At 68.5% G+C, this 14,093-nt stretch carries 13 protein-coding genes; 11 read left to right on the top strand and 2 right to left on the bottom strand.

Annotated elements, in window-relative coordinates; translation table 11 throughout:
• Positions 1–13: 13 nt before the first annotated feature.
• On the bottom strand, positions 14–1,414 hold the full coding sequence (locus Q0A27_RS05370) for a C1 family peptidase (RefSeq protein ID WP_291474033.1): 1,401 nt from the start codon (positions 1,412–1,414) through the stop codon (positions 14–16).
• Between the two features lie 51 nt (positions 1,415–1,465).
• Between Q0A27_RS05370 and Q0A27_RS05365 the strand changes: the two genes are divergently transcribed.
• Entirely contained in the window at positions 1,466–2,728 is a 1,263-nt protein-coding gene (locus Q0A27_RS05365; protein WP_291474032.1) for a circularly permuted type 2 ATP-grasp protein, read from the top strand.
• Between the two features lie 9 nt (positions 2,729–2,737).
• A complete protein-coding gene (locus tag Q0A27_RS05360; protein ID WP_291474031.1) occupies positions 2,738–4,567 on the top strand; it encodes a prolyl oligopeptidase family serine peptidase in 1,830 nt (609 codons plus the stop codon).
• A 161-nt stretch (positions 4,568–4,728) separates the two neighbouring features.
• On the opposite strand, the gene Q0A27_RS05355 is transcribed toward Q0A27_RS05360, so the two are convergent.
• On the bottom strand, positions 4,729–6,063 hold the full coding sequence (locus Q0A27_RS05355; RefSeq protein ID WP_291474030.1) for an HNH endonuclease signature motif containing protein: 1,335 nt from the start codon (positions 6,061–6,063) through the stop codon (positions 4,729–4,731).
• Between the two features lie 121 nt (positions 6,064–6,184).
• Here Q0A27_RS05355 and Q0A27_RS05350 point away from each other — a divergent pair, with 121 nt between their 5' ends.
• From Q0A27_RS05350 to Q0A27_RS05310, 9 genes are all read left to right on the top strand, one after another.
• On the top strand, positions 6,185–7,483 hold the full coding sequence (locus Q0A27_RS05350; RefSeq protein ID WP_291474029.1) for a M18 family aminopeptidase: 1,299 nt from the start codon (positions 6,185–6,187) through the stop codon (positions 7,481–7,483).
• 26 nt (positions 7,484–7,509) lie between these two features.
• The gene (locus tag Q0A27_RS05345) at positions 7,510–7,992 is read left to right on the top strand and encodes a tRNA (cytidine(34)-2'-O)-methyltransferase (protein ID WP_291474154.1); all 483 of its coding nucleotides are present in this window, start codon (positions 7,510–7,512) and stop codon (positions 7,990–7,992) included.
• 20 nt (positions 7,993–8,012) lie between these two features.
• Positions 8,013–8,870 (top strand): bifunctional methylenetetrahydrofolate dehydrogenase/methenyltetrahydrofolate cyclohydrolase, encoded by an 858-nt coding sequence (locus Q0A27_RS05340; RefSeq protein WP_291474028.1) that lies wholly within the window; start codon positions 8,013–8,015, stop codon positions 8,868–8,870.
• Positions 8,871–8,876: 6 nt separating this feature from the next.
• On the top strand, positions 8,877–9,248 hold the full coding sequence (locus Q0A27_RS05335) for a DUF3017 domain-containing protein (RefSeq protein ID WP_291474027.1): 372 nt from the start codon (positions 8,877–8,879) through the stop codon (positions 9,246–9,248).
• A 26-nt stretch (positions 9,249–9,274) separates the two neighbouring features.
• Positions 9,275–10,222 carry a TIGR03571 family LLM class oxidoreductase gene (locus Q0A27_RS05330; RefSeq protein WP_291474153.1) on the top strand — a complete coding sequence of 316 codons (948 nt, stop codon included), beginning with the start codon at positions 9,275–9,277 and terminating at the stop codon, positions 10,220–10,222.
• 142 nt (positions 10,223–10,364) lie between these two features.
• Positions 10,365–11,522, top strand: coding sequence for an extracellular solute-binding protein (locus Q0A27_RS05325; RefSeq protein ID WP_291474026.1), 1,158 nt, complete (start codon positions 10,365–10,367; stop codon positions 11,520–11,522).
• Complete coding sequence (gene cysT / locus Q0A27_RS05320) at positions 11,519–12,304, top strand: sulfate ABC transporter permease subunit CysT (RefSeq protein WP_291474025.1); 786 nt, start codon at positions 11,519–11,521, stop codon at positions 12,302–12,304. Before Q0A27_RS05325 ends, cysT begins: the two co-directional genes overlap by 4 nt.
• A complete protein-coding gene (locus Q0A27_RS05315; protein ID WP_291474024.1) occupies positions 12,301–13,107 on the top strand; it encodes a sulfate ABC transporter permease subunit in 807 nt (268 codons plus the stop codon). Before cysT ends, Q0A27_RS05315 begins: the two co-directional genes overlap by 4 nt.
• Complete coding sequence (locus Q0A27_RS05310; RefSeq protein ID WP_291474023.1) at positions 13,104–14,090, top strand: sulfate ABC transporter ATP-binding protein; 987 nt, start codon at positions 13,104–13,106, stop codon at positions 14,088–14,090. Before Q0A27_RS05315 ends, Q0A27_RS05310 begins: the two co-directional genes overlap by 4 nt.
• Positions 14,091–14,093 lie beyond the last annotated feature (3 nt).

Raw genomic sequence — 14,093 nt, 5'->3', positions numbered from 1 at the left:
CACTCATCACCACTCAGGCCATCGCATCCCAGATCGGCAGGACAGTGGTCTCGCCACGGTCCAGGGCGTCGAGGCCGGGGAAGTCGCCCCCGAGCAGTCGACGGTGGACGGCGATCTGGAAGACGTTGTCGTCGAACCAGGCGTCCTTCATGGTGCCGTAGCCCTTCATCGAGCCGGCGCCGGCGAGCTTGGCGTGCCCACCGTGACTCTTCGTGCCCCAGGAGTTCTCGACGCGCCAGGTTCCGGCCTCGTTGTCGTAGCCGGTGAGCACCATGCCGTGGGTCGGCAGGGATTCCCGGGAACGCATCTGGTCGGCCTTGGTCGTGCCGGGTCCGGAGACCGTGGTGGTGCCGTAGAGGGCGTCGCGTTCGTAGAGGTCGGCGGACCAGATGCCCAGGGCGGCAGCGAACTGACGGTTGACGTCACAGGCGAACCACACCGGCTCGCCGGCGTCGATGCTGGCCTTCGCGATGCGCTTGAGCTCGCTGACCTCGGCATTGATGAAGGAGGTGTCCGCCGTGCCCCACATGTTGGTCTCCTCGGCGACGCTGTACGCGGTACCGTAGGGGTTCTCCTCGCGGGGGTCGTTGACCAGGCAGACGTAGTTCTCCAGTCCGCCGGTGAACTCCTCGGAGAGCACCCGGTCCCGGAACTCGAGCGGGGTGAACTCTCCTTCGCGGTGGAACTCCTTGTCTTTGTCGCGGTACTGCCACACGAATCGCTCCGGGGGAAGGCCCAGGTGGGTGGCGAGGACGCGGTGGGCGTCCTTCAGCCCGGCATCGATGATCGGCTCGGTGGTCCCGGCGCTGACAGCGTCTCCGGCGGCGAGGACGGCGTCCCGGATCTTCCAGGCGGTGGCGCGCAGCACGGTCTGCAGCCGGGCGTCCATCTGCCCGGTGTCGCCGGAATTGAAGGTCTCGCCCATCGCCTCCTTGGGCACGACACCGTACTTGCCGATGAGGTTGACGAGGTAGTTCCACCATCCGCCGTCGTCCGCGGCGTGGGCCAGCAGGCTGTTGACCAGACGGTCGTCGGGGTCGGTGACGCCGGAACGGAAGAGTTCGTCGAGGCGTCGCAGCGCGTGGTTGGACTTCTCGATCTTGTCGTAGAACTGGAGGTAGGTTTCGGAGAACTCGAAGTCCTCGACATTGAGGCTCTCGGCGACGCGGTGGCGGAAGACATTGAGCCCGGCGAACATCCAGCAGCGGCCGGACTGCTTCTGGTCGGTGACGCCCAGGGAATCGAGCTTCACCTCGGTCGTCGGGTCAACGGCGGTGACCGCAGCCCGGTTGAGGGTGACACTGTCAATGTCTGTCGAGGTCACGGCATTGGTTGCGACGCGCAGCGCAGGGTCGGACGCCGCGGCGTCACGGAGTTCCGTGAGCACCCCGGCAGAGAGGGAGAAATCAGGCATGTGTCCGTTATACGCGCTGCAGGGCCCGTCGGCCGGGTTTACCCTGGTGAAATGATGCTCCCCGATCCCGCCGGACACGGCATGACCTTCAACGGGCAGCCCTTCGACATCGAACCGGTGCCCCGGATCATCGACGAGACCGTGTGGACCGGACTCGCCGCCGGGGTCGAGCAGCGCGCCCGTGCCCTCGACCACTTCCTCGCCGACGTCTATGGTGCGACCTCCCCGGAGGACGCCGGGATCGTCCGGGCGGGAAGGATGGACGCCGCGGTGATCCGCCGTGCCCCCGGCTACACCGAACTGGGCCACCGGGTTCCCGGGGGAACCATCCGGGCCTGTGTCACCGGTGCTGACCTGGTGTGTTCCGGGACTGAGCAGCAGATCTCCGACTGGCGGGTGCTGGAGGACAATCTCCGGATGCCCTCCGGCCTCACCTTCGCCCTGGCCGCGCGGCAGGTGACGGAGGAACACCACCCGGAGCTCATTGAGGCGATGGGGGACCGGCTGGTGCCGACAGACGGTGCACTGGAGATGTTGTGTGACGCCGTGCGGGATGCGTCCGACCACGCTGTGCTGCTCACCGCTGGTGAGGACGATCCGTCCTGGGACGAGCAGCGCATCATCGCCGAGACCGGTGACCTGGCACCACGGACCTGTGACCAGCTGGAGGTCGTGGAACGCGGGACGCCGGTGCTGTGGGACCTGGACGGTGACCGGCTGGTCGACCTCGTGTACCTGCGGGTGACCGAGTCGCACCTCGCAGCGGGGGTCCCGGGGATCGGCGACGCACTCGCCGCCGGGACCGTCCGTATCGTCAACGCGCCAGGCAACGGTCTGGCCGACGACAAGGCCGTCTACGCCTCCGTACCTGAGATGGTGCGTTTCTACCTGGGGGAGGAGCCCGCGCTGCAGCAGGTCAGGACATGGTTGTGCGCCGATCCCGGGCAGCGCCTGACGGTCCTTGACCGGCTGGATGAGCTTGTCGTCAAACCGGTCGACGGGTACGGCGGGTCGGGTATCACCGTCGGACCGGAGTGCACCCGGGCGCAGCTGGCGGCGCGCCGGGCGGAGATCCTCGCCGACCCGGCGTCCTTCATCGGGCAGGAGCGGGTCGAGCTGTCCACGCTGCCCGCTCTCGACGGCACCGACCGACATGTCGACCTGCGGATGTTCAGCCTCCTGGACTCCGGGGGCGCCACGACGGTGCGGGTGGGGCTGACCCGCGTGGCACCTGCCGGGTCGACGGTCGTCAACTCCTCGCGGGGCGGCGGTGGGCGGGACACGTGGATTCTCACCGCTGATCCTCTCCGGTAGCCTGCAGACGTGAGACACACCACCGCCCCGGACATCGCCCCCGACGGATCCGCGCTCGCCTTCATCCTGCGTGACGACGCCGATCCCGAGGGGCTGCCCGTGGCGATGCAGGCCCCGCTCCTCAACGGGGTCCTGGGGGACGCCCGGCGGATCCGCATCCCGGCGTCCGGCCCTGCGGTGGCGGTGCGCTATTCCCCGCACGCCCACTGGCTGGCCGTGGAGATCGCCCCCGAGGGCACCGAGCGCACCGAGATCTGGCTGGTCTCCACCGATCCCGGGGATGATTCGGCGGTGCTGCTGCGGGACGACACCGACGCGAAGACCTCGTTGGTCGAGTGGGACGCCGGCCACCTCGCCGTGGACGCCGTGCGTGAGGACGGCCTGGCGGAGGGACGCCTCGTCAGCCCGGTTGACGGGTCGGTGCAGGTCATCGACCGCCGCGTGGACGGCAAACTCGTCGCCGCGCACGCCGGCCACGCCCTGATGCGGGTCGGGCCGCGGGCGAACCGGGAACTGCTGCTCATCGGGCCGGACGGGTCGTGGCGTCCTCTCCTGCCGCCACAACCCGGGGCGACCACCGACGCCGGGTGCATTCTGCCGCCGCGCGAGGACGGCGAACCGGTGATGCTCGTGTGCTCGGATCATCACAGCGACCGGCGTCGGGTGCTGCGCATCCACGCCAAGCACGGGGTGATGCGCAGCCGTGAGCTCATCCACTACCGCGAGGCCGATGTTGACGAGTTCTGCATCAGCGGCTCCGAGGAGGCCGGTGCGGTGTTGTGGAACCTCTCGGGGCGCTCCGCGTTGGAGGTGCTGCGGCTCGACCCCGACCAGCGGGTGACCGCGCGGCGGGAGGTGACCCTGCCGGGGATGGTGGCGCACGGGCTGCGGATCACGGATGACGGGGCGTCGCTGGTGTGCACGGTGGAGAGTCCGGACGCCCCGCCGACGGTCTACCTGGTGGACACCCGCACCAGCAGGATGACACCGGTGACCGGGGTACCTGTCGACGGCGATGTCCGGCTGCTGGGGGAGCCGGAACTGCTGCGCTACAGCGCACATGACGGGGTGGAACTGTCCGGTTGGCTGTACCGGGCCGTCGGGTCCGACGGTGCGCCGGTGACGGGGCCTGCCCCGATGCTGCTGCACTTCCACGGCGGGCCGGAGGGGCAGTCGCGTCCCGGGCACCATGACGTGCTGCGTGCGGTGATCGACGCCGGCGTCTCGGTGTTCACGCCGAATGTCCGCGGCTCCTCCGGGGACGGCCGTGCCTTCCAGCACGCCGACAACCGCTACGGGAGGTTCGCCGGGATCAGGGACCTCGAGGACTCGGCGTCCTTCCTGGTGGACGCCGGACTGGCCGACCGGTCACGCCTGGCGGTCTCCGGTCGGTCCTACGGCGGCTACCTGGTGAATGTGGCGGTGACGTGGTTCCCGGACCTGTTCCGGGCGGCGGTGTGCGCGTGCGGGATGAGCGACCTGGAGACCTTCTACCGGGACACGGAGCCGTGGATCGCCTCTGCGGCGTTCCCGAAGTACGGTTACCCGATCCAGGACGGGGAGCTGCTGAAGGCGGTGTCTCCGCTGGTCAGGTTGTCGGGTATGCCTGTCTCGGGGGCCGGGGCGGCGACGACGCCGGTGCTGTTCATCCACGGGCTGCACGACACGAATGTGCCGCCGAGCGAGTACCTGCAGATGAGTGCGGCACTGGCGCAGCGCGGTGTGCCGACCGCTGCACTGGAGCTGGAGGACGAGGGGCACGTCTTCGTCCGGCCGGTGAACCGGCAGCGTATCGCCGCTGCGATGGTCGACTGGCTGACGGCTCACGGGGTGTGCTGACCTGTCCTGACGCGGACGCGCAGACCATCGCCACCCATGACTGGGACCGCGGTAAATGGTATCTGACCATTACCGGAGCCCGGGTCGACATGAGCGTCGAGAACGGTCGGGTCTGCGTGGCGGGAGTGGAGGCAGCGTAGTTGTTTTCCCTCCGGAACCCGCTAGAACGGCACCTCCTCTGAGTCTTGGGCCGTGGCGTCCTGAACAGAAGTCACGGCGTCGCGTACCCGGTGCTGCTCGGCCAGTCGCCGTTCATTGTGCTCGCGCAGGGTGCGGTACCGACGGGTGGCCCGGGAGGAGAAGGTGGACCGGGCGTAGGCGGCCAGTGGGCCGGTCGGTTCGGTGAGGTAGACGTGACCGTCCCCGATGCTTGTCCACATCTCCGTCCCGTCGGGCGCCATGGTGATGTCCTGCCATCCCATCGTCTTCATGAGGTGGTGGCGCTGGCACAGGCAGTGGAGGTTCCGGGTGGCGGTGGGGCCACCGCCCTGGTGACGCATGATGTGGTCGATCTGGCACCGGTCGGCGGGCACGTCGCAGCCGGGGTGACGGCAGGTGCCGTCCCTGCCCCTGACGAAGGCGACGATCGCCTCGGTGGGGGTGTAGGTCCCGGTGGACTCGTGCGCGAGAATGCGCAGGTGGGACACCCGCTCCATGAACGTGTCGGTGGCTGCGGCATCCAGCCATGTCCCGGCCTGGGTGGCTGCGACCGGCGACTCCGGGTCACGGTAGAGATTGAGGGTGACCTGCACGTCCGCGGTGCCGCGGGCCAGGTGCATCAGCGCGTCGGCCCGGGAACAGCCGAGCTTCCGACCGACCGCGTCGAGGATGAGAGTGAACTCCTCCGCTTCCTCCGTGGGCAGGGTCGCCGTGATGACGATGGTGCCGGGATCGTATCCCCCGGCGACGTCCACCCGGCGCTGCCTGGTGCCGGTTGCCGGTGTCGTCCTTTCTCCGGGCTCCGGTGGACGGGCCAACGCGTCCCGCTCGGTGATGATCCGACGGACCCGGTTGCGCAGCGCCGCGACGCCGGGCAGGGACAGTCCGTCGCGCCGGGGAGCCAGCAGGACGAGGAGATCACCTTCGACGTCGCGGTCATCCTCGGGGGAGACACCGGTGACGGACCGGGCGAGCATCGTGAGATGGTCGGGGCCGAGGAATCCGCCGGCGATACGACGGGCGAGAACCGGGAAGCGCCGAAGGAACAGTCCGATGTCGGTGAGCATCTCGGCGCGGTGCCGGGGCAGGGAGAGACGGGCGCTCAGCTCACTGAGATGCGCCTCGACATCCGCGTCCGGCTCCGGGGTGCACTCGGCAGCCATGACGAGCAGGGCACGGTTGTGCGCGCGGGTGGCTTCGGACAACAGGTCCGTGGCCGTTTCCAGGGACCACTGCGGAAACGGTGCCGGGACAGGGCCGAAGTAGATGTCATGGAAGGCGAGGTCGACGATGTCGATGCCGTCCTGGGGAGGTGGTGGTGCCGGTGGTGCGGTCATGACATGGACTCTATGAGGGGGTCGGACGTGGAATTCCGGAACAGGTCGCTGAATAGAACACATGATCTATACCGGGGAGGTGGTCGGGTTCCACGGCGGCCCCGGTGGTTAACTGGTCCCCATGACCGACTCTGCCCCAGCAGCCACCCTCGCCCGCCGGTTCGCCGACTTCATTGCCGCGTCCCCCTCCAGCTACCATGCCGCCGCCGAGGTCGCCCGACGCCTGGAGGACGCCGGCTACGTCCGCGAGGACGAGCGGACGCCGTGGGGAGTGGATGCCGTGAGGCCCGGCGGGCACTACATCGTCCGCGGCGGGGCACTCATCGCCTGGGATGTTCCGCAGGGTGCTGACCCCGCCATCAGCGGTTTCCGCATCATCGGCTCCCACACCGACTCGCCCGGCCTCAAGCTCAAGCCGATCGGTGATCTCCCGGGCACCGCCGGCTGGAGGCAGGCCGCCGTCGAGATCTACGGCGGGGCGATCCTGGCGTCCTGGCTGGACCGGGAACTGCGGCTGGCCGGACGCGTCGTGCTCGCCGACGGCACCGAGAAACTCGTCGCCACCGGGCCCGTGCTGCGCGTCCCGCACCTGGCGATCCACCTCGACCGCAACGTCAACGCCGACCTGAAGCTGGACCGTCAGCTGCACATGCAGCCGGTCTTCGCCGTCGGGGAGGACACCCCGACGATTCTCGATGTGGTGGCGCAGGCTGCGGGAGTCGAGGCCGACGACATCGTCGCCCACGACCTCATCACCGTCGATGCCCAGCACGGCGGGATCTTCGGTGCCCGGGAGGACTTCCTCGCCGCCGGGCGGATGGACAACCTCTCCAGTGTCTTCACCTCGCTCGAGGCGTTGCTGGCGGCGTCCCCGGCCTCCGGCCAGGGGAAGGACATCCGGGTCCTCGCTGCTTTCGATCACGAGGAGATCGGCTCGGCCACCACCTCCGGCGCCGCGGGTCCGGTGCTGGAGGATGTGCTGGTGCGCGTGGTGTCCTCGCTCGGGGCGGACGCCGCGGCGACCCGCGCGATGTACGCCCGGTCGGCCTGCGTGTCCGCGGACGCGGCGCACAGTGTCCACCCGAATTTCGCGGGCAAGCACGACGGCGTGAACCGCCCGGTGATGAACGCCGGTCCGGTGCTCAAGGTCAACGCCAACCAGCGCTACGCCACCGACGCCGTCACCGCTGCCGCCTGGCGCCGCGCCTGTGCTACCGCAGGTGTCCCTGACCAGGTTTTCGCCGGGAACAACGACGTTCCCTGCGGGTCCACCATCGGCCCGATCACCGCGACCAGACTCGGCATCCCCACCGTGGATGTCGGCATCCCGTTGTTGTCGATGCACTCCGCCCGGGAGATGGCCGGGGTGAAGGACATCGCCTGGTTCGCCGAGGCGCTGAAGGCGTGGTGGGAACTGTGAGCGACGCCGTGAACTCCGCGATCCCCGTGAACCCCTTCTGCCACGTGCTCTTCGACCAGCCGGTCATCCCGGGGAACACCGGTAACACCATCCGACAGTGCGCCGGCACGGGTGCAGCGCTGCACCTCGCCGGGCCGCTCGGCTTCAACTTCGACGACAAGCACGTCAAGCGGGCCGGACTGGACTACCACGACCTGGCGTCCGTCATGCTCCACGAGAACCGGGACGCCGCACTGGCGGAACTCGCCGATGAGGGCGGCCACCGCGTCTTCGCCTTCACCGCCCACGCGGACACCTGGTTCACCGACATCACCTACGAACCCGGCGACGTCCTCCTCTTCGGCACCGAGCCCACCGGACTGGAGCAGGAGGCGCTGGACGACCCGCGCGTCACGCAGCAGGTCCGTATCCCGATGCTGCCCGGCCGGCGCAGCATGAACCTCGCGAACGCCGCCGCCGTCGCCACCTATGAAGCCTGGCGCCAGGCGGGTTTCCCGGGTGCGGTGTAGGGCGCGATAAGGTAGACCGCGTGACTGCGATGAAGCTGGACGGAAAACTGTACCAAGGTGAGATCTTCGAGGACCTCGCGCAGCGGGTGGCCGCGCTCAAGGCGAAGGGGATCACCCCGGGCCTGGCGACGGTGCTTGTCGGCGACGACCCCGCCTCCCATTCCTACGTGAAGATGAAGCACAGGGACTGCGAGAAGATCGGCGTCACCAGTATCCGCAGGGATCTGCCGGCGACTGTCAGCCAGGACGAGCTCAACGCCGTCATCGACGAGCTCAACGCTGACCCGGCCTGCACCGGTTACATCGTCCAGCTCCCGCTGCCGGAGCACCTCAACGAGAACGAGGTCCTGGAGCGCATCGACCCCGCCAAGGACGCTGACGGCCTGCACCCGGTGAACCTCGGCAAGCTCGTGCTCAACGAGCCCGCCCCGCTGCCCTGCACCCCCAACGGTGCGATCAGCATGTTGCGCCGCTACGGCGTGGAGATCAACGGCGCCAAGGCCGTCGTCATCGGCCGTGGTGTCACCGTCGGCCGCCCGATCGGTCTGATGCTCACCCGCCGCTCCGAGAACGCCACCACCGTCCTGTGTCACACCGGTACGAAGGACCTGGCCAAGGAGACCCGCGACGCCGACATCATCATCGCCGCCGCCGGTAAGGCCCACATGCTCACCGCCGACATGGTCAAGCCAGGCGCCGCCGTGCTCGACGTGGGAGTCTCCCGCGTGGACGGCAAGTTGACCGGCGACGTCCATCCAGACGTCTGGGAGGTCGCCGGTGCCGTCGCCCCGAACCCGGGCGGTGTGGGCCCGCTGACCCGCGCCTTCCTGGTCGGCAACGTCGTCGAGCGCGCCGAGCGGCTCGCGGCGCAGGCCTGACCTGCCGTGGCCACTGAGGGAGACCGCGCGGACCTGGTGCCGCTGACCGACGAGGAGCGGCGTGCGCTGCTGGCGAACCCGCACGACGTGAACCAGCCCGCGTCCCGGGTCACCCGGAACCTGCAGATGCTCTCCGTCATCTTCTTCTTCGTGGCGATCATCGCCGGTGCGGTGCTGATCCTCACCGAGCACTGGCGCCGCGGCACACTCGCCGTCGGTGCCGGCATGATCTGGCTCGGCCTGATCCGCTGGTGGGTGGATTCGAAGATCCTCGGAGTCTTCGCCGTCCGCTCCCGCCGGTTCGACTCGGCCTTCTGTCTCATCGTCGGCGTCCTGCTGTTGGCCACCGCCTGGTCCGTCGACTCCCTGGGAAGCTGATCACGGTGCGTGAACTCCCCGAGATCATGCGCCTGTCGGAGGACCCGCCGACGACACTGCCCGGCTGGCGGCGCACTTTCGCGCCCGGCGAGCTGACTCTCGGTCTGTCCCCGGTGACACCTGACGGCGACCTGGCGCGGCAGGTCGCGCTCACACAGGCCGCGGAGGACGCCGGTTTCGCCGCGGTGTGGTGCCGCGACATCCCGCTGAATGTGGAGACCTTCGGCGACGTCGGTCAGATCCACGACCCCTTCATGTACCTGACCTGGCTGGCGTCGCAGACGTCGACCATCGCCCTGGGGACCGCGGCGCTGGTGCTTCCGCTGGCGCATCCGCTGCTGCTGGCGAAGCGTTCGGCCGGGCTGGACCGGCTCAGCGGCGGGCGCTTCCTCATGGGTGTGGCCTCCGGTGACCGACCGGAGGAGTTCGCCGCGTTCGGCATGGACAACGGCACCCGCGGTGAGGATTTCCGGGAGAACCTGTCGGTGCTACGCAAGGCATGGGAGACCCGGATGCGTCCGGTGACGTGGTCGAGGGGACGCATGGGCGGCGCAGAGGTCGTGCCGAAGCCCACCGCAGCCGGCGTCCCGGTGCTCGCGGTGGGGTCCTGCCTGCAGACCACCGAGTTCAACGCCGCGCACGCCGACGGCTGGCTGACGTGCCACCGCAACCTGCATGACCAGAAGGTCATGGTCGACAGGTGGCGGGCGTCCTGTGAGGAGCAGGGGGTGGGGTTCCGGCCGGTGGGGGAGTCGTTGTGGATCGACCTGGCAGAGGACCCGTCCTATCCCGCGGAGGGACGCGACTTCGGGTTCCGGTTGGGCCGCAACGCGCTGCTGGAACTGCTGCATTCACAGCAGGATCTGGGGCTGAACCACATCATGATCAGCCTGCGCCACGGCAACCGGCCGGTGGAGGACGCCCTGGCGGAGCTCGCCGAGCACGTCGTCCCGGAGTTCCGCGCGCTGGGGTAGGTCGTGTATAACACGTACTGCCACGATCTGTCAATAGTTTCATTCATGCCCGTCCGATGACGCGGCGTGGCCACTGATGCCCGGATAACGTTCCCTCCTGTTGTAGACAGAGCAGTCTGTCTGAGTATCTACAGGAGGATGCATGAAGACAGGAGCAGTGCTCGCCGCGACCGGCGTGGTCGCCCTCGGCGTCATCTTCGCCCTGCCCGGTGGCACCACCGACGACCCCGACGGTACCGATGTCTCCTCCGGCGACCACCGGGTGAACCTCGTCGCCTACTCGGTGCCCAAGCCCGGCTTCGAGGCTGTCATCGCCGGCTACCGGCAGACCCCCGCGGGGGAGGACACGGGGTTCGCCGAGTCCTACGGCGCCTCCGGTGACCAGTCCCGCAAGGTCGCCCGGCACGTCCCGGCCGACCTGGTGAACTTCTCCCTCGAACCGGACATCACCCGGCTGGTGAAGGAAGGCCTCGTCGACGAGGACTGGAAGGAGAACGTCCCCGACGACGAATCGGAGCGCTCCGTGCCCTTCGGCTCCGTCGTCTCCTTCGTCACCCGGGCCGCCAACCCGGAGAACCTGGAGAACTGGGACGACCTGCTCGCCCCCGGTATCGAGATCATCACGCCCAACCCGGCGTCCTCCGGCTCGGCGAAGTGGAACCTCCTCGCGCCCTTTGCAGGCTGGTACTTCCAGGCCCTGGACAGTGGGAAGGACGCCACGGACGCCTACGACGAAGCGCTCGCGAAGGTCAGCGAACTGGTCCACCAGCACATCCACGTCCGACCCAAATCCGGCCGTGAAGCCACCAGTGCCTTCGAGCAGGGCCAGGGTGATGTGCTGCTGTCCTACGAGAATGAGGCGATCCTGCTGGCCCGTGACGGCGACGACATCAGCTACCTCAACCCGACCGACACCTTCCGCATCGAGAACCCGGTCGCCGTCGTGACCGGGGATGAGGTCGGTGACGATGACGCGGCCACCGACTTCCGCGACTACCTCTTCAGCGAGGACGCCGGGACCCGCTGGGCATCCCAGGGCTTCCGGCCCGGCTCCGACCTGTTCAACGAGGACGGTGAGACACCCGTCATCGACGCCCTGCCCCCGGAGCAGCGCGACGCCTTCCGGCCCACGGAGAATGTGTGGACCATCGACGACCTCGCCGAACAGTTCACGGACCTGTTTCCGGAGCTGGCCGGTGGTGGGGACGGCACAGAGTCCAAGACCGGCTGGGCCCTGGTGGACGCCGTCCTCTTCGGTACCGACGGTGCCATCACGGAGATCTACGGAGGAGATGAATGAGAGCCTCGAAACTGAGCATGGGCACAGCCGTCCTCTGGCTGTCCGTCATCGTGCTGCTGCCGTTGGCGGCGCTGGCCACCCAGGCCTTCGAGGGCGGCGTCCCCGCCTTCTGGGATGCCGTGACCACCTCCGGGGCGCTCGACGCGCTGCGGGTGACGGTGCTCGTCTCCGCGGTGGTCGGCCTGATCAGCGCGGTCACCGGAACACTGGTCGCCTGGGTGCTGGTCCGCGACGACTTCCCCGGCAAGAGGATCGTGGACGCGCTGATCGACCTGCCGTTCGCCCTGCCGACCATCGTGGCGTCGCTGGTGCTGCTGAGCCTCTACGGGCCGGACAGTCCCTTCAACATCACTCTCAACGCCACCCGACCTGCGCTGGTCATCGCACTGGCCTTCGTCTGCCTGCCGTTCGTCGTCCGAGCGGTCCAGCCGGTGCTCATCGAGCTCGACGGTGACGTCGAGGAGGCCGCAGCGTCCCTCGGTGCGAGCAACGCCACGATCTTCCGGCGCATCATCCTGCCCGCCCTCATCCCCGCGATCCTCTCCGGTACCGGCCTGGCCTTCGCCCGCGCACTCGGCGAGTTCGGGTCCGTGGTGCTCATCGGCGGGAACATCCCCGGTGAGACGCAGGTCGCGTCCCAGTACATCCAGGAGCAGATCGAGTCCGATGTGCCGCAGGCCGCGGCGGCGGTCTCGGTGGCCCTCCTGGGCATCACCTTCCTCGTCCTGCTGGTCCTCCGCATCGTCGGTGAAGGCCGGTCCCGAAAGGAGCAGCGCGCATGACGCTCTCACGCAAGACAGCTCTCACGCTGCGCATCCTCGCTCTGGTGTGGATCGGCGTCCTCGTCGTGCTGCCGGTCGGCACCATCCTGTGGCGTGCCCTGTCGCCCGGGCTGCCCCAGTTCTGGGAGTGGATCACCACGCCCGCCGCGATCTCGGCGCTGAAGACATCGCTGCTGATCGTGGTGATCGTCGTACCGCTCAACGTGGTCTTCGGCATCGTCGTCTCACTCGGGCTGGTCCGCGGCCGTTTCCCGGGGAAGAACATCGTCCAGGCCATCGTCGACCTGCCGTTCTCCGTCTCGCCGGTGATCGTCGGTGTATCCCTGATCCTGCTGTGGGGTCACGGTGGCTGGTTCGGCGGCATCGAGTCCACCGGGTTCCAGATCATCTTCGGACTGCCCGGAATGGTGCTGGCGACGATCTTCGTCACCCTGCCTTTCATCGTCCGGGAGGTTGAGCCGGTGCTCCACGAGATCGGCACCGAGCAGGAGCAGGCGGCGTCCACCCTGGGCGCGGGCCGCTGGCAGACGTTCCGGCGGATCACCCTGCCCTCGATCCGGTGGGGCCTGTCCTACGGCATCGCACTGACCGTCGCCCGGTCGCTCGGCGAGTTCGGTGCGGTGATCATGGTCGCCTCCGGATTCGCCGGTGGTGGGCAGACGCTCACCCTCCTCGTCCACTCCCGCTACATCGACGACCACAACGTCTACGGGGCCTACGCCGCAGCGACACTGCTCATGCTCGTCGCTGTCATCGTCCTCGTCATCATGACCGCACTCCAGAAGAAGCAGGTAGCGAAATGACCATCTCCGTCTCCCACGCCGTGAAGACCTACGGCGATTTCCAGGCCCTCGACGATGTCTCCATCGATATCCCGGAGGGGTCGCTGACAGCACTGCTGGGTCCCTCCGGCTCCGGCAAGTCCACGCTGCTGCGCACCATCGCCGGCCTGGAGCAACCGGACTCCGGGTCCGTCATCATCGACGGGCGTGACGTGACCCGTCTGTCGCCGCAGGACCGTGGCATCGGCTTCGTCTTCCAGCACTACGCCGCCTTCAAGCACATGACGGTGCGCGACAATGTCGCCTTCGGTCTGACGGTGCGTAAGCGTCCGAAGCAGGAGATCGACAGACGCGTCGACGAACTGCTCGAGATCGTCGGTCTGGCCGGGTACCAGACCCGTTATCCGGGGCAGTTGTCAGGTGGACAGCGGCAGCGCATGGCACTGGCCAGGGCACTGGCGCCGAACCCCGGCGTCCTGCTGCTCGACGAGCCCTTCGGTGCGCTGGACGCCAAGGTCCGTGAGGACCTGCGGTCCTGGCTGCGTCACATGCACGAGGAGTTCACGGTGACGACCGTGCTGGTGACCCACGACCAGGAGGAGGCGCTCGACGTCGCCGACCGGATCGCGGTGCTCTCGGCAGGACGTATCGAGCAGATCGGCGAGCCCTCGGAGCTCTACGACCGGCCGGGGACCCCGTTCGTCCAGGCCTTCCTCGGCCATGTCACGGAACTAGACGGGCAGACGGTGCGTCCCCATGACATCCGTCTCGGGTTGACGGCCGACCTCGCGGTGCCGGGTAACGAGGTGCCGGCGACGGCGGTGCGTGAGGCGGTCGTCGAGCGGGTCGCACATCTCGGCTTCGAGGTGCGTGTCGAGCTGAAGGACGCCATGACGGGGGCCCCGTTTACCGCGCAGATCACCAGGGGTGACGCGAATGCGCTGGGGTTGACCGACTCGACGGTAGGGGAGAAGGTCTACGCCAGGGCGACTGAGCTGGGGTAGGGG

This window comes from Corynebacterium sp., assembly GCF_022712275.1.
Classification (GTDB): Bacteria; Actinomycetota; Actinomycetes; order Mycobacteriales; family Mycobacteriaceae; genus Corynebacterium.
This window is presented reverse-complemented; position numbering and strand designations above follow the sequence as displayed.

Bases quoted from the DNA above. Each gene is read 5' to 3' on its own strand.
- Q0A27_RS05370 (WP_291474033.1), bottom strand. From the start codon at position 1,414: ATGCCTGATTTCTCCCTCTCTGCCGGGGTGCTCACGGAACTCCGTGAC.
- Q0A27_RS05365 (WP_291474032.1), top strand. From the start codon at position 1,466: ATGATGCTCCCCGATCCCGCCGGACACGGCATGACCTTCAACGGGCAG.
- Q0A27_RS05355 (WP_291474030.1), bottom strand. From the start codon at position 6,063: ATGACCGCACCACCGGCACCACCACCTCCCCAGGACGGCATCGACATC.
- Q0A27_RS05350 (WP_291474029.1), top strand. From the start codon at position 6,185: ATGACCGACTCTGCCCCAGCAGCCACCCTCGCCCGCCGGTTCGCCGAC.
- Q0A27_RS05330 (WP_291474153.1), top strand. From the start codon at position 9,275: ATGCGCCTGTCGGAGGACCCGCCGACGACACTGCCCGGCTGGCGGCGC.
- Q0A27_RS05325 (WP_291474026.1), top strand. From the start codon at position 10,365: ATGAAGACAGGAGCAGTGCTCGCCGCGACCGGCGTGGTCGCCCTCGGC.
- cysT (WP_291474025.1), top strand. From the start codon at position 11,519: ATGAGAGCCTCGAAACTGAGCATGGGCACAGCCGTCCTCTGGCTGTCC.
- Q0A27_RS05315 (WP_291474024.1), top strand. From the start codon at position 12,301: ATGACGCTCTCACGCAAGACAGCTCTCACGCTGCGCATCCTCGCTCTG.
- Q0A27_RS05310 (WP_291474023.1), top strand. From the start codon at position 13,104: ATGACCATCTCCGTCTCCCACGCCGTGAAGACCTACGGCGATTTCCAG.